This window comes from Micromonospora sp. WMMD964 (assembly GCF_029581455.1).
Taxonomy (GTDB): Bacteria; Actinomycetota; Actinomycetes; order Mycobacteriales; family Micromonosporaceae; genus Micromonospora.
On sequence record NZ_CP120860.1, the window covers coordinates 3,150,039 to 3,169,362 of the forward strand.

Here is a 19,324-nt window from a genome sequence, read left to right on the forward strand (position 1 = left end):
CGACCACCGGCCCGGGCGGGCGGGGCAGGGCGGGCCGGAGACCCGTTAGAGTCTCGCCGTGATCGAGATCGGCGCGCAGGTCGACCTGTCCCACCCACCCGAGCGGGTCTGGCTCGCATTGACCGATCGGGAACTGCTCGGCCGGTGGTTCGCCGAGGCCGAGACGCCCGAGGGCGTACCGGATCGGCTGGTGCTGCACACCGCCGGGTTGCCCGGCTTCGGGGCCGACGTCGAGGTCGAGGTGACCGACCGGGAGGAGCCGGAACGTCTCGTGCTGGCCTGCGACGAGGCCGGCCGGCTCAGCGAGGTGACCTGTGACGTCACGGCCACGACGCAGGGCTGCCGGCTGGAGGTGCGGGAGGTCACCACGCACGGCGGGTGGTCCGTCGAGCAGCAGAAGCCACGCGAGCAGCAACTCCGGCAGGCGCTGACCGTACGACTGCCGGCCATCCTCGACTGGCTCGCCTTCCAGCAGGTCGACCTGCGGCGCGGCGACGGCGGGATGACCGCCGAACTGCCGCTGGTCGGCGCGTCCCGCAACGGGCCGGCCCGCGCCCGTCGGCGTCGCCTGACGGTGGCCGCCGTGCTGGTCGGGCTGGCTGTCGTCGGAGGGTCGGCGGCGTGGGTGGCGCTGCCGGTCGGCGGGAAGCAGAGCGCCGCGCCTCCGGCCACCCCCTCACCGTCGCCGTCCGTGACGGCCGTCGCGGTCGCCACGACCCCACGCGCGACGACCTCCGTACGCCCGTCGCGCACGGCCACGTCGCCGACCGTCCGTCCGAGTCGGACCCCGTCGGTGAAGCCGACACCGACCGCCACGTCAGCGGTGCCACCACCCCCTCCGCCGCTGACCGCCCGCTACGAGACCGACTCCACCCGGCTGTTCGGCTACACCGGTGAAGTGGTGGTCGGCAACCCTGCGGCCACTCCGGTGGGAGGTTGGGCCGTGGTGGTCGCCTTCGCCGACGGCAGCATCGTCGACGACGTCGAGGGCGCGGAGTCGCGGCAGGACGGCAGGTCGATCACCTTCACCGGCGGGGCCCTGCCGGCGGGCGGTTCGCAGACGTTCCGCTTCGACGTACGCGACAACCGGCCCAAGGCGCGGGAGCCGGAGAGCTGCACGGTGGGCGGCAACCCGTGCGCCGGCCTCTGACCTGAGGCCTGTTCCACAAGAACCGGCCGGCCTGCGGCGGGCCCGGACGACGCCCGGCGGCGTTGCGGTTCCGTCCGGATACCGATGTTGTATCCGGACGGAACCGCGCCTTGCCGGATCGCCGCCCGGACTCCGCCTCGGCTCGACCGCCCTTATGAAACAGGCCTTAGGCTGCGGTCATGGCACTGCTGCACCGGGCCACACTGCGCCCTACGAAACTCGACCTGCTGGCGGCCTGGCTGCCGGACCAACAGTGGTTCACCGGGCCCGTCGGGGCCTCCGGCACACTGACCGGCGGCGAGGTGGTGAGCCGGGGCGCCTACCGCTTCGACGACCCGGCCGGTGAGGTCGGCATCGAGACGATGCTGGTCGGCACCGCCGACGGGCCGGTCCACCAGGTCCCGCTCACCTACCGCGCCGCGCCGCTGGACGGGGCCGAGGACTGGTTGGTCGGCACCACCGAGCATTCGGTGCTCGGCCCTCGCTGGGTGTACGACGGCTGCGGCGACCCGATCTACGTCACCGCGCTCGCCCACGCGATTCTCACCGGCGCCGGTCAGGCCGAGCAGTACTTCGAGGTCGACGGCCGGCGTGAGGTGCGTGAGCCGACGGTGACCGTCGTCGTCGACGGTGTCGGCGTGGCGGAGGTGCCCGCGATCGGCGCCGTGCGTCGGGTGGTCGACGAGGACCGCACGGTCCTCGACACCGAGGCCGTCGAGCTGGTCGTCGTCCGACGACCGGGCACCGGGTCCGACGGGTCGGCGGGGGCCGTGCTGGCTGGTAGCTGGGACGGTCAGCCGACCACGGTGCCGCTGGCGTACGCCACGCTGCGCTGACCCGTCTTCGGCTGCGGTGGGCGGCCCGAGAGGGTCGGGCCGCCCACCGCGTTCACCACCGGGCCGGAGGCGGGGGCGGCGACACGGGCGGCCGATCGTCGCAGGTGATGGTGTTGGGCAGCAGCCACGGAGCGAGCCAACCGCCGTCGTTGCCGCCGAGGTCGGTCACCGTGAACTCCGATCCGGCCGGGGTGAAGTGGAACGACCCGCAGTTGTTGACGCCTACCGCGCCGACGTTGCGCGCGTCCACGTTGGCGAACGAGGCGGACCCGGCCGCGCGGGCGCTGACCACCGAGGTGCCGGTGCCGTCGACCCGGATGTCCCGGAACTGGACGTTGGTGATCGAGTAGAGGTCCTTCACCGGCCAGTCGCTGACCAGCATGATCGCGTTGTACGTGTTGTCGAGGTACGCGTCGCCGGTCACCTGGATGGCCGCGTCGATGCTGCGGTCCAACGCGAAGATCCAGATCGCGCCCAGTCCGATGTTCCAGTTCAGCTCGTACGTGCCGGCGCGGGCGGTGGTGTTGTCGGTGATCCGCAGGTGCCCGGTGAACGGCTCCGCCCCGAAGCGGGATCCGGCGTGGATGCCGCTGCCCTCGCGGACCGGGTCGGCGACGAGGTTGTGCGAGACGGTGGTGTCGGTGCCGCCGTAGATGGCGATGCCGTTGGCCAGGGTCGGCGACTGCACGGTGTTGTGGTCGAAGGTGTTGCGCGCGTTCGCCGTCTTATCCGACCACATGGCCAGGCCGTCGTCACCGGTGTTGCGGACGAAGTTGTGGGCGACCACGGAGTCGGTCACGCCGGTGTGGAAGTTCAACGCGTCGGCGATCTGGTCGACGATGATGGAGTTGGTGACCCGGACGTTGCGCATGGGCCCGTCGAACCACACACCCACCTTGGTGTGGTGCAGGTAGAGCCCGTCGATCGTCGAGTCACTCATCGCGCCACCGATCGCGTTGACCTGGTCGGTGTCGATGCGTTCCCGGACGTCTCCCTCGATGGCGAAGCCGGAGAGGTGGACGTTGCGACTGCCGCCGTCGGCGGCGTCCCGCCCGTAGAACCCGACGCCGGTGTGCACCGAGCCGTCCGGGGCGGGCGTCGGCAGGGCGACCTCACGGCCCTTGATGACGGTGTGCCAGTTGCCGGCACCCTCGATCGTCACGTCGTCGACGATGATGTGCCGGTTGACCTGGTAGGTGCCCGGCGGGAGGTAGACCTTCAGGTGGGCGCGCCGGGCGAAGGCGATGGCCTTGTCCAGGGCGTCGGCGGAGTCCCGGCGGCCGGTCGGGTCGGCGCCGAACGCGAGGACGTTCGCCGCGAGCAGCCGGACGCGCGGCGGGGCGACCAGTTCGGAGTCGAGCAGGTCGATGACCGTCCAGGCGGCCGCGCTGCCGGGTGGCGCGGTGAGCCGGATCCGGTCGCCGGCTCGGTAGGTGCGCCCGAGCAGGAGTCGCTGCTCGTCGTAGAAGTGGGTGGGCCGGAAGGGCGTGCTGATGCTCGGGTACGGCGTGGTGGCCGCCGGTACGCACTGGCACTCGGTGATCCACCAGTCCGGGTGCAGCAGACCCGCCTGCGGGTCGTTGGTGAACGGGTACTGGTTGTAGAGCCACGAGTACTGCGAGGTGAGCGTCATGGTGCGCACGTGCTTACCGTTGACGGCGACCCGCAGCGGCGCGGTGATCCCGCCGCCTCGCGGCGCGTCGGGGATGCTGTACCGCACGGTGATCCCGTTGGCGGCGCTGGGCAGGACGAACTCCACGTACTCCCCGGGGGTGAGCCGGACCGCCCGGCGGCCGGAGGCTTCCGACGGCAGGGTGTAGGCGGTCCGGTCGGGGCCGATGACCTCGCCGTTGGTGCGGGCGTTCTCGGCTTCCTGCTCGATGAAGCCGACAGTCGCGCCGCGCCCGGCGACCAGCGCCGGGTCGAGGGCGGCGCGGGTGACGACGGGTGTCGCGCCGGGGGTGCCGCTCGGGCCGGCGACGGCCACTGTGGGAGCGACGACCAGCAGGGTGAGGCCGGCCGCGAGCGCCGTCACGGTGGCGGCCGGCCGGCCGGGGCGTCCCCGCACCGGCATGATGATCCGAAACATCGGTGACCCTCCTGGGTGGATGTTGGTGGGAGGTCCGCCCGGCGCCCCCGACGCCCGACATCGATCGCCATGATGTCAGCACTAAACACCACGCTGCAAGGCAGCAAGCGAACAACGAAAAGAAGCGACAATCAGGCCGCAAGAAATGGACGGATGTCGAGTTGAGGTGTCGTGTGTCGTCTGCCTCGACCAGCTCACGCCGGGCGTAGGCTGACTCCCGTGGATCAAGAAGACCGGATCGCCCTGTTCCTCGACTACGAGAACCTCGCGCTGGGCGCGCGCGATCACCGTGGCGGCGCGGACTTCGACTTTCGGCCCATCGCCGACGCGCTGGCCGAACGAGGCCGGGTGGTGGTCCGCCGGGCGTACGCGGACTGGTCGTACTTCGACGAGGACCGTCGCATGCTCACCCGGTCACACGTCGAACTGATCGAGATCCCGCAACGGATGGGCGCCTCCCGCAAGAACGCCGCGGACATCAAGATGGCGGTCGACGCCATCGAGTTGGCGTTCGAGCGCGACTACATCTCCACCTTCGTGATCTGCAGTGGGGACAGCGACTTCACGCCGCTGGTGCACAAGCTGCGCGAGCTGAACAAACGGGTCATCGGCGTCGGGGTCGAGGGATCCACGTCGGCGCTGCTCCCGCCGGCCTGCGACGAGTTCCTCTACTACGACCGGCTGGAGGGCGTGGACATCCCGCCGACCCGTGGCCAGCGGGCCCGTCCCGCCCGGCAGGCCGGCGTCGACCAGCGACCGCCCGAGCCCGAGCCCGAGGTGGACCGGCGACCCGCCGGTGAGGAGCCCGGCCGGGACGTGGACGCCCTCGCCGTGCTGGTCGCCCAGACGGTCGCCGGGTTGCAGGGCAGCGCCAACGGCGAGGTCACCGCATCCCGGCTCAAGCGCACCCTGCTCCGCAAGGACCCGACGTTCAGCGAGTCGGACTACGGCTTCCGTACCTTCGGCGAGCTGCTGCGCCACCTCGCCGAGCGCACGGTCGTCGAGCTGGCCGAGGGCCCGGCCAAGGGTGACCCCGAGGTCTCGCTGCCCGAGCACGGCGATCGCGAGGTGGCGTTCGGCCTGCTCCGGGGCGTCGTGGCGGACCTGGGCAGTGGCGGCAACCCGGTGGCGTTGTCCGGCTTGAAGAACCAGGTGCGCCGGGCCCGCCCGGACTTCAGCGAGAAGAAGCTCGGCTACCGCAGCTTCCTGCAGTTCTGCAAGGCCGCTGCCACCGCCGGCGTGCTGGACCTGCGTTGGAGCCCCGAGGCCGACGACTACCTCCTGACGACACCGAACTGACCCCGCGGCGTCGGTTTCCACCGGCGGTTCGCCGTCGTGGACCGCGGTGATCGACACCATGACGCCGATGTGGCGGTGTCCGACTGATCGGGATGCCGCGATATCGGCGATATGGAGTCGATCACTCGCGCTCGCGGCCACCCACGCTTCGGCCGTGGTCGTCGGCGTCTCCGACGAGGTCAGGGACGAGAGTTCTCTGATTGGCAAGTCAGGGGCGGAAAAATCACCCGTTGTGGTTTTGAACCGTCAACGCTTGACCCGAATTGCGCCTGGATTGTCGCCCTTGCCCTGGTCCGGGCACACCTGCGCCGTACCCTCGGCGCGGGAATTGCTATACGGTCGGCGAATGAAGGTGGAGGAGCACTGGTGGAACGGAGACACGACTCCGCGCGGGCGCAGGGACGTGTATATCCGTACTGACGGGCAGGGTTGGGAGGTCCGCGCCCAGATCGGTGGGGCGTCGGGTCGTGAGCGGGTGCAGCAGTGCCCCAGCCGGGCCTCGGCGGCCATCCTCGCCGACGCCTGGCGCGGCACCCACCCATCCTGGCGCGAGCTCAAGCAGCGCTGATCCGGCACCGGGCCGGGTCGGCAACGCTCCCGGGCTCCCCCAGCCCGGCGCGCGCGCCGACCGGCCCGGTGCTCGGTGAACCGGCCCGCCGGACGCTCAGCGGCCGATATTCGACCTCCTTGATCAAGCGATGAGAAATAGGTCCCGCAGAGCGGATTCAGCTACTTTTCGTCACGTGGTCAAGGCTTGGCGGCGGGCTCGTGTCTCCGCCCCGAGGTCGGGTACACGGAGGTCTGCCGGTCGTGCCCGATGGAGGTCGCCCATGTCGCAGGGTCCCGCTGAGGAGAACCCCAGGCTCGACGAGGAGGTCCGGGAGGCCGAGCGCCTACTCGCCGACCTCGCCGCCCCGTCCGACGACGACGCACTGACCGACGACGACGCGCTGACCGACGACGACGCGCGAGCCCCGGACGAGGCGCCCTCCGAGGGGAACCCTCGCCAGGAGTGACATCCTCGCGCTCAGGGGCGGAGGACCGGCCCGCTCCCGGGTGTCCCGGCCGCGACCCGCTCCGGTCGGTGCGCGCCGCGGGGGCGGATGGACGAGGCCGCCGCCTGCTCGCGGCTCACCGACAACTCGTTGCCGCGCGGCCGCAGGAACGGCCGTTCCAACAGGTGGTAGCTGAGGGCGGTGCCTCCCACCGCGATGCCGATGCCGATCACGCCGACCGTGATGCTGGGCAGGCCGAGCCAGTTCCTGCTCAGCAGCACGATGGGGAGGGTGTGCCAGAGGTAGAGGCTGTAACTGATCCGCCCGGCCGCCACCAGCGGTCGCCAGGACAGCAGCCGAGCCGGGCCCGGCGGACGGGTCTCGTAGCCGGAGAGGATGAACAGCACGGCACAGCCGACGGTCAGCGGGAGTGCGACCAGGCGGTAGGCCGGCGAGTAGGGATCACTGCCGAACGTCGTCCACAGTGCCACGAACGTGAACGCGGCCACCAGGAGGAGGCGACCGTCGATCCGGAGCCTCGGTGTCCAGCCGTGGGCCAGCGGGAAGGCGATCGCGGCGCCGACCAGCAGTTCGCTGGTGTGGGCGAGGGGGCCATAGTAGAACCACCAGCCGGGCTGGACAGCCGCGACGAGATAGACACCCCCGGCGGCGAGCAGTGTGAGGCGTGCGGCGCGGGCCGCCGGCAGGCGGCGGAGCCGCAGCACCGCCAGGGGCCAGAGCAGGTAGAAGTACCACTCCACCGAGAGCGACCACGTCATCGAGAAGGGGTCGATCGGGGCGCCGCCCAGTGTGATCCACAGCGAGGACGCCTGGACCGCGGCCACGAGACCGTGGCGCAGGGGCGTCTCCGGGGAGAGGGCGCTGTCGGGCAGCAGCCAGGCCAGCGCGGTGATGCCCACCAGCGCGCCGACCAGCGGTGGGTAGAGCCGCCGTACGCGGTTTCGGAGGAAGCGCCCGTACGGCTGCACCCGCTTGACGAGCAGCGTGGTGATGATGAAGCCGCTGAGGACGAAGAAGAGGTCGACTCCGATGTAGCCACCCTCGAAGCCGGGGAGCCGCTGGCCGATCCAGTGGACGGCGCAGACCGCCAGGATGGCGATGCCGCGGATGCCGTCGAGGTGGTCCACGCGACCCCTCACCCCGGGTGCGCTCCTCGGGGAGTCCAACGTGGTGACCTTGACATCGTTCACCGGTGGAGAATCGCACACTTGCATGGGTTTCTGACCGAGTTGGACCGTTTCTGTCCATCTGGTGACCGGGGTAGGCCCTGAGGGCCTACCCGGCAGTCCAGGTCGGATCGGTTCCGGCGCGGCGACGTCAGGCGGTGGGGACCGGCAGCACCACACCCTCGGCCGCCGACCGGTGCGCCAGCTCGATCAACTGGACGGTCGTGATCGAGTCCCGGGGGTCCACCGGCATCGGCGTACCGTCGCGCAACGCCGTCGCCACCTGGGCGTAGAAGCTCTGGTACGACCCGGGCTCGGTCGGCACCGGACGCAGGTCACCGTCGACGCCGAGCATGCCGTACCGCTCCGGCGGGACCTCACCCCAGCCGGGCTGGTCCGGACGGCCACCGGCGTGCAGCGCCGCCTCCTGCACGTCCAGCCCGTACGTGGTGTAGCCGGCCCGGTCACCCAGCACCCGCAGGCGGGGCCCGAGCTGCGCGGTGATCGCGCCCATCCAGAGGTGCGAGTGCACCCCGTTCGCGTGGGTCAACGCCACGAAGGCGTCGTCGTCGACCGCCGCGCCCGCACGGCGACGGTCCACCTCCGCGTAGACGCGATCGACCCGGCCGAAGAGCTGCACCGCCTGGTCGACGAGGTGCGCGCCCAGGTCGAAGAGAGCCCCGCCGGCCTCCTCGGGACCGGCCAGCTCCCGCCAACCCGGCTTGATCGTCGGACGGAAACGCTCGAACCGGGACTCGAAGCGCAGCACCCGTCCCAACTCGCCCCGCTCCACCAGGTGGCGCGCGGTCAGGAAGTCACCATCCCAGCGCCGGTTCTGGAACACCGTCAACGGCACCCCACGCTCGGTCGCCTCGTCGACGAGCGCGCGGCCCTCCGCGGCCGTCGCGGCCAACGGCTTGTCCACGACGACCGGCAGCCCGGCCGCGAGCGCCGCCCGCGCCATCGGCACGTGGAGCCGGTTCGGCGTCGCCACCACGACCAGGTCCAGATCGTCAGGGGTACGCCACAGCTCGTCGGCGTCGTCGACCAGGCGGGCGTCCGGGAACAGTTGCCCGGCCTGCTCGCGCCGCTGCGGATCGCGGGTCACGATGGCGTCGAGCCGCAGCCCGGGCGTCGCGGCGATCAGCGGTGCGTGGAACACCCGACCCGCCAACCCGTACCCCAGCAGACCAACCCGCAGCGCCTCCGCCATGCCCGTGCCCCCATCTCCCTGGTCCGCGCCCCGATGCGGCGGCGGTACCGCGGAGGAGAATCTACGCCCCGAACCGACCGGCCCGATCTCGACCCGGTGCTGGTCAGGCCACTGGGTCGGCCCGCAGGTAGGTGAGGACCGCGAGCACCCGACGGTTGGTGTCGTCGCTCGGCGGCAGGTCGAGCTTCAGCAGGATGTTGCCGACGTGCTTGCCCACCGCCGCCTCGGTGACGTGCAGCCGGGAGGCGATCGACGCGTTCGACCGTCCCTCGGCCAGCAACGCCAGCACCTCGCGTTCCCGGGCGGACAGCGCGCCGAGCGGGTCGCGCGGCCGGTGCAGGAGTTGCCGGACCACGTCCGGGTCGATGGCGGTGCCGCCGGAGGTGACCCGACGCAGCGTGTCGACGAACTCGGTGACCTCGGCCACCCGGTCCTTGAGCAGGTAGCCCACCCGCTGACCGTCGCCGCTGTCCAGCAGCGCCGCCGCGTAGCCGGTCTGCACGTACTGGCTGAGCACCACGACCGGCAGGTGGGGTTGCTCGGCGCGTAACGCGACAGCCGCGCGGAGCCCGTCGTCGCGACGCCCGGGTGGCATCCGGATGTCGGTCAGCACCAGGTCAGGTCGGTGCTCGCGGGCCGCGTCCAGCAGGTCCGGCGCGGAGCCGACGGCGGCGCACACAGCGAAGTCGAAGCGGGTCAGCAGCGCCACCAGGCCCTCGCGCAGCAGCACCTCGTCCTCGGCGAGCACCACCCGGGTCAGCGACGGCACGGCAGCTCCACCCGGACCAGGGTAGGCCCGCCGGGCGGGCTGGACAGCAGCAGCCGGCCGTCCACGGCGGCGACCCGGTCGGCGAGACCGGTCAGGCCCGTGCCCGCGGTCGGGTCGGCGCCGCCCCGGCCGTCGTCGGACACCTCGACCACCAGGTCGCCACCGGTCCGGGTGAGGCGCACGTCGGCGCGGGTCGCACCGGAGTGCCGGACCACGTTGCCCAGCGCCTCGGACACCACGAAGTACGCGGTCGTCTCGACGATCTCCGGCAGTTGGCCGTCGAGGTCGGCGTGGACGGTGACCGCGACGGTGGACGCGTCGGCCAACTCCTGTGCGGCCCCGGCCAGACCGAGGTCGGTGAGGCTCTGCGGGCGGATGCCGTGTACGAGTTGGCGCAGCATCACCATCAGTCCCCGAGCCTGGTCGTGCGCCACGGCGAGGGGTCGGGCGGCGGGGGAGTCCTCGGGTACGTCCAGCCGGGCCAGGCCGAGCTGGAGGGTGAGGCTGGTCAGCCGGGGCTGCGCGCCGTCGTGCAGGTCCCGCTCGATCCGGCGCCGCTCGGCCTCGTAGGCGCTGACCAGGCGGGTACGGGAACGCGCGACCTCGCGCAACGCCGCCGCGTCGACCGGCCAGGCCAGCGCCCAGCGGGCCACGGTGGCCTGCACGGCGGTGAACAGACCGGCCGCGTAGCAGAGGACCGGCAGGAGCAGCACGCCCACTATCGCGTACGGGACGGCCTCGGCGGCGGTATCGACCGCCTGCCAGATCACCACCGGGTTGTCCGGATCGCCGGCCAGCCAGGGGCTGGTGATCAGCAGTACGTCGAACACCAGCAGCAGCAGGAACAGCCAGTACGTGATCGGGGTGACCCCGCCCAGCCAGAACAGGTACGCCACCTCCCGCCATCCGGCGGCGGTGCGGTACCGGGCGGCCAGGCCCGGCCACGGCGACGGGGGCAACGGACGACCGTCCACGAGGCGCAGTCGCCACCGCTCGACGGCGGCCACCGGGAAACTGACGATCGGCGCCAGTGTCAGCACGGAGAGGCTGCCGACCGCCAGGAACAGCATGAGCGCAACGCCCGGCGGGCGGTCGTGCAGCAGCAGCCCGTTGACGGCGGCGAGCAGGGGCGCGCCGACGATGAGCAGCCCGACGGCGAGCACGCCCGCGATCGGCACGGTGCTGACCAGGTAGGCCAGCGCCCGCCAGGGCCAGGCGGAGATCAGCCAGTCGCGGCGGCGCAGCGCCTCGGCCAGGTGCGAAGGGCGTTCCGGGGTCATGCCAGAGACGCTAATCGCGGGCGAGGGGCCGCCCCAGCCGTCCAGATCCACTCTCCGGGGTATGCCCAGCACTACCGGCCGAACGGGTCGGCGCGTGCCGCGTCCGGCCGGCGTACGGCGTACGCCCGCGTTGTTAGGATTGCCGCACCATGGCGAGTGAGCGCAAGGTGACCGCGGACCCGGCCCGGAGCCTGGCCATCCTCTGGCGCACCCGGGAGCCGGCCAGCCGTAGCGCGGGGCCCGGGCTCAGCGTCGACCGGATCGTGCGGGCCGCCACCGAGATCGCCGACGCGGAGGGTCTCGACGCGTTGACGATGCGCCGGGTCGGCGAGGCGCTGGGCGTCGGCACGATGTCGGTCTACACCTACGTGCCGGGCAAGGCCGAACTCGTCGCCGTCATGATCGACAGCGCGTACGGCGAGATGCCCCGCCCCGCCGTCGAGGGCGACTGGCGGGCCCGGCTGGACCGGATCGCACGCGACAACCTGGCGCTCTACCAGCGGCATCCCTGGATGCTGCGCGCCGAGACGACCCGACCGGTGCTCGGCCCGCACCTGATGGCGAAGTACGACCACGAGCTCGGCGCGGTCGCCGACATCGGGCTCACCGACGTCGAGATGGACGCGGTGCTCACCCTCGTGCTCGGCCACGTGAAGAGCGCGGCGCGGGCCGCCTCCGAGGTGGTCGACCTGGAACGCGAGACCGGCATGACCGACGGCCAGTGGTGGCAGTCGCACGCGCCCTGGCTGGAGACCTTCATGACGGCCGACAGCTACCCGACCGCATCCCGGGTCGGCACCGCGGCGGGTCAGCGGCACGGCGGCGCGTACGGCCCGGAGTACGCCTTCGAGTTCGGTCTGCAACGCGTCCTCGACGGGATCGCGGTGGTCGTCGCCGAGCGGGCGACCACCGGTTAGCCCGGCCCAGTGGTCGGGGCCAGCCGGGCCAGGGTGCGCGCCGACGGGCTGCCCGGCTCGGCGTGGTAGACGACGAGCGACTGGGTGGTGCCGCTGACGATGAACTTCTCGTAGCGCAGCTCCAACTCGCCCACCTGTGGATGCCGGAACACCCGTGACCCACCGCCGGCGCGGGCGCTGACGTCGTGCCGGGCCCACAGCCGTCGGAACCGTTCGCTGCCGGCCGTCAGCTCGTCGACCAGGTCGGTGAGGCGGGGGTCGTCCGTCTCGGGGCCGACCTGCGCGCGCAGTCCGGCCACCGCGTTCGCCGCGACCGCCGTCAGGGCGGGGTAGAGCGCCGACACGCTCGGGTCCAGGAAGACCGCGCGCAGCAGGTTCACCCCGGCGCTGAAGACGGGTGCCAAAGCGGTCGCCAGGGGATTGGCGAAGAGCACGTCCAGATACCGGCCGTGCACGAACGCGGGTGTCTCGGTCCACGACCCGACCAGCTGCCGGACGCCGGTCGGCACCCGCTCCGCCCGGCGCGTCGGGCGGCGGACCGGGACCGGCCCGCCCAGGCGGTGCAGATGCGCGGTGGCCTCCGCGTCCAGCAGCAGCGCCCGGGCCAGCGCGTCGAGCACCTGCGCCGACGGGTGCCGGTCCCGGCCCTGCTCCAACCGCAGGTAGTAGTCGGCGCTGATGCCGGCGAGCAGAGCCGCCTCCTCGCGCCGCAGGCCGGGCACCCGCCGTCGGCCGTGCGCGGGCAGCCCGACGTCGCCCGGCCCGATCAGCTCGCGCCGGGCACGCAGGTACTCGCCGAGCGGCCCGGCCGTGCTCACCAGCCCATCGTAGGAGCGGTGGCCGACCGCCCATCCTGGTCCTGCCACTACCAGGAAAACCAGGACCCGGACACCGCCCGCTGATCGGGTGACAGTGGCTGGCGTAAGCGTGACCGGAAGATGGGACAGAGATGACTGAGCGAATCGTGACCCCGTTCGGCTTCGCCTCGACCGCCGACGAGGTCATCGCCGGGGTCGACCTGACCGGCCTGCGGGCCGTCGTCACCGGAGGGGCCGCCGGTATCGGCGTCGAGACCGCCCGCTCGCTGGCCGCCGCCGGTGCCGAGGTGGTGCTCGGGGTACGCCGGGTCGCCGCCGGTGAACAGGCCGCCGCCGACATCGCGGCCGGCATCGGCGCGGACCGGGTCACCGCCCGCGAGCTGGACCTGGCCGACCAGGATTCGGTACGCCGGTTCGTCGCCGCCTGGGACCAGCCGCTGCACATCCTGGTCAACAACGCCGGGATCATGGCGCTGCCGGAGTTGGAGCGCACCCCCGAGGGCTGGGAGATGCAGTTCGCCACCAACTTCATGGGGCACTTCGCGTTGACCGTCGGCCTGCACGAGGCGCTCGCCGCCGCCGGGGGCGCCCGGGTCGTGTCGGTCAGCTCCAGCGGCAACCTCTTCTCCCCGGTGATCTTCGACGACCTGCACTTCGCGTTCCGCCCGTACGACCCGTTGCTGGCGTACGGGCAGTCCAAGAGCGCCGAGGCGTTGCTCGCCGTCGAGGTGACCCGCCGCTGGTCCGGCGAGGGCGTCTACGCCAACGCGGTGAACCCCGGAGCGATCGCCACCGGCCTGCAGAAGCACACCGGTGGGCTGCGCACACCGAAGGAGCGGCAGAAGACCCCGCAGCAGGGTGCCGCGACCTCGGTGCTGCTCGCCGCGTCCCCGCTGCTCGACGGCATCGGCGGTCGCTACTTCGAGGACTGCGCCGAGGCCGTGGTCGTGACCGAGCGGCCCGCCGACTACAGCGGTGTGGCCGCGTACGCGGTCGACCCGGGCAACGCCGAGCGGCTCTGGGACGTGGCATCGGACCTGATGTCCCGGCCCGCCGTCGCCACCGCCCGCTGAGGACGACGGCCCGGCCTGGGAGAACGCGCCCGAGCCCGGCTGCTCAGGTGGTACGACTGGGACGGCAGTTGACGTCAGGGAAGGCGGGCGATGACGAAAGGGCTTGCCGACCGGCTGCTCCAGCGCCGGGAGAATCCCCGCCGGACGTCGTTCCTGGAACTCTTCTTCGACCTGGCGTTCATCTTCGCGCTGACCCGGTTGTCCCGGGCGTTGCTCGACGACACCAGCATGGTCGGCGGCTTCCGGGTGTTGATCCTGTTGGCGGCGCTCTGGTGGGTGTGGTTCGTGACCGCGTGGTCGGCGGACTGGTTCGACCCGCGGGCCCCACTCATCGTCGTACTCCTGCTCTGGGTGATGTTCGGCGGTCTGCTGATGGCCGCGGCCGTGCCCACCGCGTTCGACTCGCACGCCCTGGTGTTCGCCGTCGCCTACGTCGCCATCCACCTGGGCCGGGGCGCGTTGTTGCTCCCGGCGCTGCGGGGGCATCGGCTCCAGGTGCGCAGCGCGCGGGTGGCGATCTGGTTCGCGATCTCCGGAGTGCTCTGGATCGCCGGAGCGGTCGTCGCCCCGGCCCGGGAGATCCTCTGGGCGCTCGCGCTGCTGCTGGAGTACGCCCTCGCACGGCTGCGCTGGCCGTTCCCGTGGCTCGGGCGCAGCACCTGGCCCGAGCTTCAGGTGAACGGGGAGCACCTCTCCGAGCGCTACCAGCAGATCTTCATCATCGCGTTGGGTGAGCTGATCCTGATCGCCGGCGTGACGTACAGCGGCTCCGGCATGGACCGGGAGAGCACCCTGGCGTTCGCTCTGGCGTTCGTGACCGCGGTGGCCCTGGCCCGGCTCTACCTGGTGCCCGCCGGCACGCGGCTGGGTGCCGCCGTGGTGGCGGCCGGGCCGCCGGGCAGCAAGCTGGCGCTGATGGCCGGCTACCTGCATCTGGTCATGATCGCCGGGGTCCTGGCCACCTCGGTCGCGATGGAGATGACGATCGACGACCCGGGTGCCCACGACAACGGACAGTTGGCCGTGGGCGTGATCGGGCCCGCGCTGTTCCTGACCGCCCGGATCCTGCTCGCGGCCGCTGTCGACAGCGGTCTGCCCTGGGCGCGACTGGTCGGTGTGCCGGCGATCATCGTGGCCGGACTGGCGACCTGGAAGCTCCCCCAGCTCGCCAGCAGTGCGGTCGTCGCCGGGGTGCTGCTGCTGATCGTCCTGGTCGACGCGATGCCACTACCGTGGCAGGCTGCCGGACGTTCCGACGCCGCCGGCCGGCCGGCCCGGTAGCCGCCGATGCCGGAGGGGGAAGGGCAGCACGACGATCCACCGCGCGAGCACGACGTGGTGGAGTTGCGGGTGCACGGCGTGTCCGGGGCGGAGCCCAGCGTCATCCTCGATCAGGCACCGGCCCGGCAGGTCGCCGGCGACGCCAGCGGGGGCTTCCACCGCGCCGACCGGTCCGACGACAGCCCGGACGGGATGACGCTCGAGGCGTACCGCTGGGGTGACCTGCCCTCGGGCACCGTGGGCCGGACCTTCTCCCTGGTCCTCCTGCTGCCGTTCATGCTCAGCAATCTGGCGGTGTGGATGCGGCCCACGGCCCGCCGCGGCGGTGAGTGGGTCACCACGCTGTGCCGGCTCCTCGCGCTCGACCTCACCGTGCTGTACGTGGTGTCCACCGCCGGAGTCGCCCTCGACCTGATCGCCTGGCGGTGTCTCGGCGCGGCGCGCTGCCGGGGCCCGTTCGACGCGGTAAGCGGGATCGACGGGCGTCAGGTCGGGTTGCGGCTCGCCGTCCTGTCGCTCCTGCCCATCGCCGCCGTCGCGTTCCTCCGGCTGCTCGGCGCCCGACGGCCCCGCCCGGCCGGCAAACCCCTGTGGGTCGTCGAGCCACTGGTGGATCGGTTGCGGGCGATCCACGTGGCGGCCGCGCTCGCCATGCTCGATCTGATCCTGCTCGCCGCCCGTACCGCAGGCGGCGCGACGGCCACGTCGGCCCTGCTGCTGACGCTCAGCGTCGCGGTGCTGCTGGCCTGTGCCGGGCTGCTCGTCGTGCCCGGCCTGCTCGATCGCGCGGCAATGACGGGGACGATCACCCGGACCGCCAAGACGCTCCGCGCGGTGGCCGTCGGCCTGACCGCGGCCACCCTCGCCACCGTCGTCCTGGACGAGCGGGCCTGGCCCTCGTCAGCCGCCCTGCCCGGCTACGACACCATCGCGACCTGGGCCCTGCTCGGGGAGATGACGCTGCTGGTGGCGCTGAGTGCGCTGGTGCTGTGGCATCACGGCCGTGGGGACCGTCGCCGCGCGCTGTCGCGCGGATTGGGCGCGGCGGTGGTCGCGGCCTTCGGGGTCGGCCTCGCCGGAGTGTTCTCCGCCAACCTCGTCTACCAGAGCGGGAACCTGCTGGACGGCTACCGCGGCGAGGGCGGACCGCCGCTGCCGTACCAGTGGACGATCCTGGCGTTCTTCCTGCACGTCACCGCCGGCGTCCTGGTGTGCGGGGCGTTGACCCTGCTGAGTCGGCGACGCCGTCGCCGCGCGGCGGCGGCGGTCACGGCGCGCGACTTCCCGACCGTGCCGCCGCGGGGCGTCGGGCGGCTGCGTCAGGTGACGAGGGCGGTCGCCCGGGCGCGGTTCGCCGAGTGGTTGGGGCTTCTCTGCGTCGCGTGGGCGGCCCTCACCGCGATCGGCCTGGCCACCTCTCTGTTGCGGCTGTTCGACCTGACACCCGACGAGCTGGCGACGCGGTTCCTCGGGCTTCCGGTCGGAGTGGCGGGAATGGGGCTCGCCCTGGGTAGCTACTTCGCGACGGCGGCGGTGGTCGCCCTGCTCCTGGGTGGGGTGTTCGCCTACCGCACGGCGTGGTTCCGCCGGCACGTCGGCATCCTGTGGGATCTGGGCACCTTCTGGCCCCGGGCCGCGCACCCGTTCGCGCCGCCGAGCTACGCCGACCGCGCGGTACCGGAGCTGGCGCACCGGATCACCCAACTGACCGAGCGGCACGCCGGGGTGCTGCTCTGTGGGCACAGCCACGGGTCCGTGTTGCTCGCTCTCGCGGTGCTGCGGCTGCCTCCGCGCGTCCGTACGCGGGTCGCGCTGCTCACCTACGGCTCGCCGCTGGACCGCCTGTACGCCCGGATCTTCCCCGCCTACCTGAACGAGGAGGTCCTACGGCAGGTCGGGGAGCGGGTCGGGTGGCGATGGCTCAACCTGTGGCGGGACACCGACCGCATCGGTGGCTGGATCTTCGCCGCCCATCGGCCCGGTGATCCACCCCCGGACCCGACCGATCCGGCCGGTCGAGTCGACCGACGGTTGCGGGATCCGTCGGACCTGCTACCGGCCCCGGGAGAGCGCTGTCCACCGCCGATGCGGGGGCACCATCCGGGCGAGTCCGACCCCGAGTTCCGGGCGGCGGTCGACGAGCTTCGCGCCCGTATCCAGGGCTCCCCCTGAGGTCTTGCTGCCGGTCGGCCGCGCCGGGCACGCGGGTGGTCAGCGCTCCTCGGTCGCCCGGTCGGTCTCCGCCACCGTCGCGCGGATCTTCCGCAGGGTGGCGTCCGGAGCTCGGATCGCGGCCCGCCAGCGGTCCAACGTCCGGGTGAGCACCCGGACCACGAACTGCAACTGGTTGACCTGTTCGCGGAGCACGCCCAGCTCGGATCGGGCGTTCAGCGCCTCGCCCTCCAGCTGGGTGATCCGGGTCTGCAACGGCTGCACCAGGGTGAGAGCGGCCTCGGTGAGGGTGTCGGCGGCGTCGGCCTTGAACTTGCCGCGCTGCACCACCACGGTGGCGATAGCGGCGAGGCCGGTGCTGCCACCGAGGATGCCGAGCACACTGAGCGCCAGCTGCACCCAGTGGGGTGCGGCCGGCGCCGGGGAGGTCATCACGTGACACCTGCCTCCAGGGGTTCGTAATTCAGGCATTCGCACGCCCGGGCCAGGCGACGCAGGTCGACGGCGATCTGCGTGGCCCGCCACAGCGACCCGACCGTCACCGCGATGACGAACGACGTCGCGACGAGGGACTGTCGGCCCGACATGCTCACCAGGGCCACCGCGTACATGCCGGTGATCGTGCCGAGCACCAGCACGGACGCGAGTTCGAGGCCGAGCCCGGTGGAGAGCCGGCCGGGCCACAGGATGCCCAGCAACCCGCCCACACCCACCGCGATCAGCCCCAGCTCCCAGGCGACCTGGATGGGCCCGGGCATGGCCGTCTGCACGGAGGTCGGCCGAACGTCGAGGGTCATCATCAGAACGCCGCAGACGGGTGCCGCGGTCAGGACGGCGATCTCGTACGGTTGGTGTCGGGATCGGATCCGGAGGGTTCCCACGGCAACTCCCTGGTCGAGGAACGGCCTCCCGCAGCGGCCCGACGCGCCGGTGCCGTCCGATCGCGACTGTGGAGCGGCATGCCGGCGCTGGTGCGGCGCGGTTGGACGGTCGTAAGGCGAGGAGAGGGATCGACTCGACGTCGTTGGCTGCCGGTTATCTGCCTGTGTATCACCGATGACCGGTTGTCGTCCACTGCGCGTCACGTCGCATTGCCGCAGGTCAGGGCCCGTTCAGGCCCGGTCGCCGCACGCCGGGCCGGATGGAGCGCGGCGGCCCGGCCACGCCGCCATGATCGTTACCTCGGGTGTCGCCTATCTTACCCAAGGTGATGGTGGTGTGGTCGGGCCGCCGATCGGTCAGCGGTCGAGCAGCGCCCGCAGCTCCCGGACGACCTCGGCCGGCGCCTCCTCCGCCATGAAGTGCCCGGAGGTGACCGTCCGGTGCTCCAGGTCGGGTGCCCAGGCCCGCCACACCCCGGCCGCGTCGTAGCCCAGCGCGGCACCCCAGTCCTGCTGGAGCACCGTCACCGGCATGCGCAGCGTGTTACCGGCCTCGCGGTCGGCGGTGTCGTGGACCACGTCGATGCCGGCCGACGCGCGATAGTCGGCGACGATCGAGGTCACCGCGTCACGCGACGCCCGCAGATAGGCCGCCCGCACGTCCGCCGGCATCGCCGCCGGGTCACGGGTCCAGGCGTCGAGGAAGTGGCCGAAGAAGGCGTCCGGGCGGCCCCCGATCAACTCCTCCGGCAGCCCGGGCGGCTGCGCCATGAGGTACAGGTGGAACGCGACAGCCGCGGAGGTGCCGTGCAGCACCCCCCACATGTCCAGGGTCGGCACCACGTCGAGCAACGCGAGCCGGCTGACCGACGCCGGGTGGTCCAGACCGGCGCGGAACGCCACGAGCGCACCCCGGTCGTGGCCCGCCAGCGCGAACCGTTCGTGGCCGAGCGCGCCGGCCAGCGCCACGACGTCGGCGGCCATGGTGCGCTTGGCGTACCCGGTGCCGTCGGTGTCGGCGGGCTTGTCGCTGTCGCCGTAGCCGCGCAGGTCGGGGCAGATCACCGTGTGGTCGGCGGCCAGGTCGGCCGCGACGTGCCGCCACATGAGGTGGGTCTGCGGGAAACCGTGCAGCAGCACGACAGCTGGTCCGGATCCGCCCACTGCGACGTTGAGCGCCACACCGTCCGCGACGCTCACGCGTCGGTAGTCGAATCCGTTGATCCTGGGGTCCACGGGAGAACCTCTCTGGTGAGCAGTGCCGGCTGGGGCGGTCGCCCCGCCTCGTCGTACGTGATCGAGCCTGCTCCGTGCCGATCAGCGGACGGTCAGCGTCGGATCAGCACCGGCCGGCCCTCGCCCCC

At 72.3% G+C, this 19,324-nt stretch carries 18 protein-coding genes; 9 read left to right on the top strand and 9 right to left on the bottom strand.

The features are described from left to right. Positions 1-58 precede the first annotated feature (58 nt). Together O7616_RS14640 and O7616_RS14645 are read left to right on the top strand one after the other, a co-directional pair. Positions 59-1,150 carry an SRPBCC domain-containing protein gene (locus O7616_RS14640; RefSeq protein ID WP_282307291.1) on the top strand — a complete coding sequence of 364 codons (1,092 nt, stop codon included), beginning with the start codon at positions 59-61 and terminating at the stop codon, positions 1,148-1,150. A gap of 179 nt (positions 1,151-1,329) precedes the next feature. Next, entirely contained in the window at positions 1,330-1,986 is a 657-nt protein-coding gene (locus O7616_RS14645; RefSeq protein ID WP_282307292.1) for a hypothetical protein, read from the top strand. A 52-nt stretch (positions 1,987-2,038) separates the two neighbouring features. Here the strand turns inward: O7616_RS14645 and O7616_RS14650 are convergent, their stop codons facing one another. Further along, positions 2,039-4,075 carry a glycosyl hydrolase family 28-related protein gene (locus O7616_RS14650; protein WP_282307294.1) on the bottom strand — a complete coding sequence of 679 codons (2,037 nt, stop codon included), beginning with the start codon at positions 4,073-4,075 and terminating at the stop codon, positions 2,039-2,041. Positions 4,076-4,294: 219 nt separating this feature from the next. On the opposite strand from O7616_RS14650, the gene O7616_RS14655 reads away from it, so the two are divergent. From O7616_RS14655 to O7616_RS14665, 3 genes are all read left to right on the top strand, one after another. Continuing rightward, positions 4,295-5,374: an NYN domain-containing protein gene (locus O7616_RS14655; protein ID WP_282307295.1), complete on the top strand. Its 1,080-nt coding sequence runs from the start codon at positions 4,295-4,297 to the stop codon at positions 5,372-5,374. 403 nt (positions 5,375-5,777) lie between these two features. Then, on the top strand, positions 5,778-5,942 hold the full coding sequence (locus O7616_RS14660; protein WP_282307296.1) for a hypothetical protein: 165 nt from the start codon (positions 5,778-5,780) through the stop codon (positions 5,940-5,942). Positions 5,943-6,204: 262 nt separating this feature from the next. Further along, positions 6,205-6,390 (top strand): hypothetical protein, encoded by a 186-nt coding sequence (locus O7616_RS14665; RefSeq protein ID WP_282307297.1) that lies wholly within the window; start codon positions 6,205-6,207, stop codon positions 6,388-6,390. A gap of 11 nt (positions 6,391-6,401) precedes the next feature. Here the strand turns inward: O7616_RS14665 and O7616_RS14670 are convergent, their stop codons facing one another. The 4 genes from O7616_RS14670 to O7616_RS14685 all read right to left on the bottom strand — a co-directional run bounded on the left by O7616_RS14670 (position 6,402) and on the right by O7616_RS14685 (position 10,818). After that, on the bottom strand, positions 6,402-7,529 hold the full coding sequence (locus O7616_RS14670) for an acyltransferase (protein WP_282307298.1): 1,128 nt from the start codon (positions 7,527-7,529) through the stop codon (positions 6,402-6,404). A gap of 178 nt (positions 7,530-7,707) precedes the next feature. Further along, on the bottom strand, positions 7,708-8,769 hold the full coding sequence (locus O7616_RS14675) for a Gfo/Idh/MocA family oxidoreductase (protein WP_282307299.1): 1,062 nt from the start codon (positions 8,767-8,769) through the stop codon (positions 7,708-7,710). Positions 8,770-8,872: 103 nt separating this feature from the next. Further along, positions 8,873-9,538 carry a response regulator transcription factor gene (locus tag O7616_RS14680; RefSeq protein ID WP_282307300.1) on the bottom strand — a complete coding sequence of 222 codons (666 nt, stop codon included), beginning with the start codon at positions 9,536-9,538 and terminating at the stop codon, positions 8,873-8,875. After that, positions 9,526-10,818, bottom strand: a complete 1,293-nt coding sequence (locus O7616_RS14685) for a sensor histidine kinase (protein WP_282307301.1) — start codon at positions 10,816-10,818, stop codon at positions 9,526-9,528. Before O7616_RS14685 ends, O7616_RS14680 begins: the two co-directional genes overlap by 13 nt. A gap of 149 nt (positions 10,819-10,967) precedes the next feature. Here O7616_RS14685 and O7616_RS14690 point away from each other — a divergent pair, with 149 nt between their 5' ends. Continuing rightward, complete coding sequence (locus tag O7616_RS14690; protein ID WP_282307302.1) at positions 10,968-11,735, top strand: TetR/AcrR family transcriptional regulator; 768 nt, start codon at positions 10,968-10,970, stop codon at positions 11,733-11,735. Here O7616_RS14690 and O7616_RS14695 read toward each other — a convergent pair. Beyond that, positions 11,732-12,553 carry a helix-turn-helix transcriptional regulator gene (locus tag O7616_RS14695; protein ID WP_282307303.1) on the bottom strand — a complete coding sequence of 274 codons (822 nt, stop codon included), beginning with the start codon at positions 12,551-12,553 and terminating at the stop codon, positions 11,732-11,734. The two genes, O7616_RS14690 and O7616_RS14695, sit on opposite strands and share 4 nt — an antisense overlap. Before the next feature lie 131 nt (positions 12,554-12,684). Between O7616_RS14695 and O7616_RS14700 the strand changes: the two genes are divergently transcribed. From O7616_RS14700 to O7616_RS14710, 3 genes are all read left to right on the top strand, one after another. Further along, entirely contained in the window at positions 12,685-13,626 is a 942-nt protein-coding gene (locus tag O7616_RS14700; RefSeq protein ID WP_282307304.1) for an SDR family NAD(P)-dependent oxidoreductase, read from the top strand. A gap of 90 nt (positions 13,627-13,716) precedes the next feature. Then, entirely contained in the window at positions 13,717-14,907 is a 1,191-nt protein-coding gene (locus O7616_RS14705; RefSeq protein ID WP_282307305.1) for a low temperature requirement protein A, read from the top strand. A 6-nt stretch (positions 14,908-14,913) separates the two neighbouring features. Then, positions 14,914-17,079 carry a hypothetical protein gene (locus O7616_RS14710; protein ID WP_282307306.1) on the top strand — a complete coding sequence of 722 codons (2,166 nt, stop codon included), beginning with the start codon at positions 14,914-14,916 and terminating at the stop codon, positions 17,077-17,079. Between the two features lie 39 nt (positions 17,080-17,118). Here the strand turns inward: O7616_RS14710 and O7616_RS14715 are convergent, their stop codons facing one another. The 3 genes from O7616_RS14715 to O7616_RS14725 all read right to left on the bottom strand — a co-directional run bounded on the left by O7616_RS14715 (position 17,119) and on the right by O7616_RS14725 (position 19,196). Beyond that, positions 17,119-17,511 carry a hypothetical protein gene (locus O7616_RS14715; protein ID WP_282261250.1) on the bottom strand — a complete coding sequence of 131 codons (393 nt, stop codon included), beginning with the start codon at positions 17,509-17,511 and terminating at the stop codon, positions 17,119-17,121. Then, a complete protein-coding gene (locus O7616_RS14720; RefSeq protein ID WP_282307307.1) occupies positions 17,511-17,960 on the bottom strand; it encodes a hypothetical protein in 450 nt (149 codons plus the stop codon). The genes O7616_RS14715 and O7616_RS14720 overlap by 1 nt, the downstream gene beginning before the upstream one ends. A 357-nt stretch (positions 17,961-18,317) precedes the next feature. Continuing rightward, positions 18,318-19,196, bottom strand: coding sequence for an alpha/beta hydrolase (locus tag O7616_RS14725; protein ID WP_282261246.1), 879 nt, complete (start codon positions 19,194-19,196; stop codon positions 18,318-18,320). Positions 19,197-19,324: the final 128 nt, after the last annotated feature.

What these genes read in the sequence shown, in the direction of transcription:
- O7616_RS14675 (WP_282307299.1), bottom strand. Translation starts at nt 8,769, where the DNA reads ATGGCGGAGGCGCTGCGGGTTGGTCTGCTGGGGTACGGGTTGGCGGGT.
- O7616_RS14705 (WP_282307305.1), top strand. Translation starts at nt 13,717, where the DNA reads ATGACGAAAGGGCTTGCCGACCGGCTGCTCCAGCGCCGGGAGAATCCC.
- O7616_RS14650 (WP_282307294.1), bottom strand. Translation starts at nt 4,075, where the DNA reads ATGTTTCGGATCATCATGCCGGTGCGGGGACGCCCCGGCCGGCCGGCC.
- O7616_RS14700 (WP_282307304.1), top strand. Translation starts at nt 12,685, where the DNA reads ATGACTGAGCGAATCGTGACCCCGTTCGGCTTCGCCTCGACCGCCGAC.
- O7616_RS14690 (WP_282307302.1), top strand. Translation starts at nt 10,968, where the DNA reads ATGGCGAGTGAGCGCAAGGTGACCGCGGACCCGGCCCGGAGCCTGGCC.
- O7616_RS14665 (WP_282307297.1), top strand. Translation starts at nt 6,205, where the DNA reads ATGTCGCAGGGTCCCGCTGAGGAGAACCCCAGGCTCGACGAGGAGGTC.
- O7616_RS14645 (WP_282307292.1), top strand. Translation starts at nt 1,330, where the DNA reads ATGGCACTGCTGCACCGGGCCACACTGCGCCCTACGAAACTCGACCTG.
- O7616_RS14685 (WP_282307301.1), bottom strand. Translation starts at nt 10,818, where the DNA reads ATGACCCCGGAACGCCCTTCGCACCTGGCCGAGGCGCTGCGCCGCCGC.
- O7616_RS14710 (WP_282307306.1), top strand. Translation starts at nt 14,914, where the DNA reads ATGCCGGAGGGGGAAGGGCAGCACGACGATCCACCGCGCGAGCACGAC.
- O7616_RS14715 (WP_282261250.1), bottom strand. Translation starts at nt 17,511, where the DNA reads ATGACCTCCCCGGCGCCGGCCGCACCCCACTGGGTGCAGCTGGCGCTC.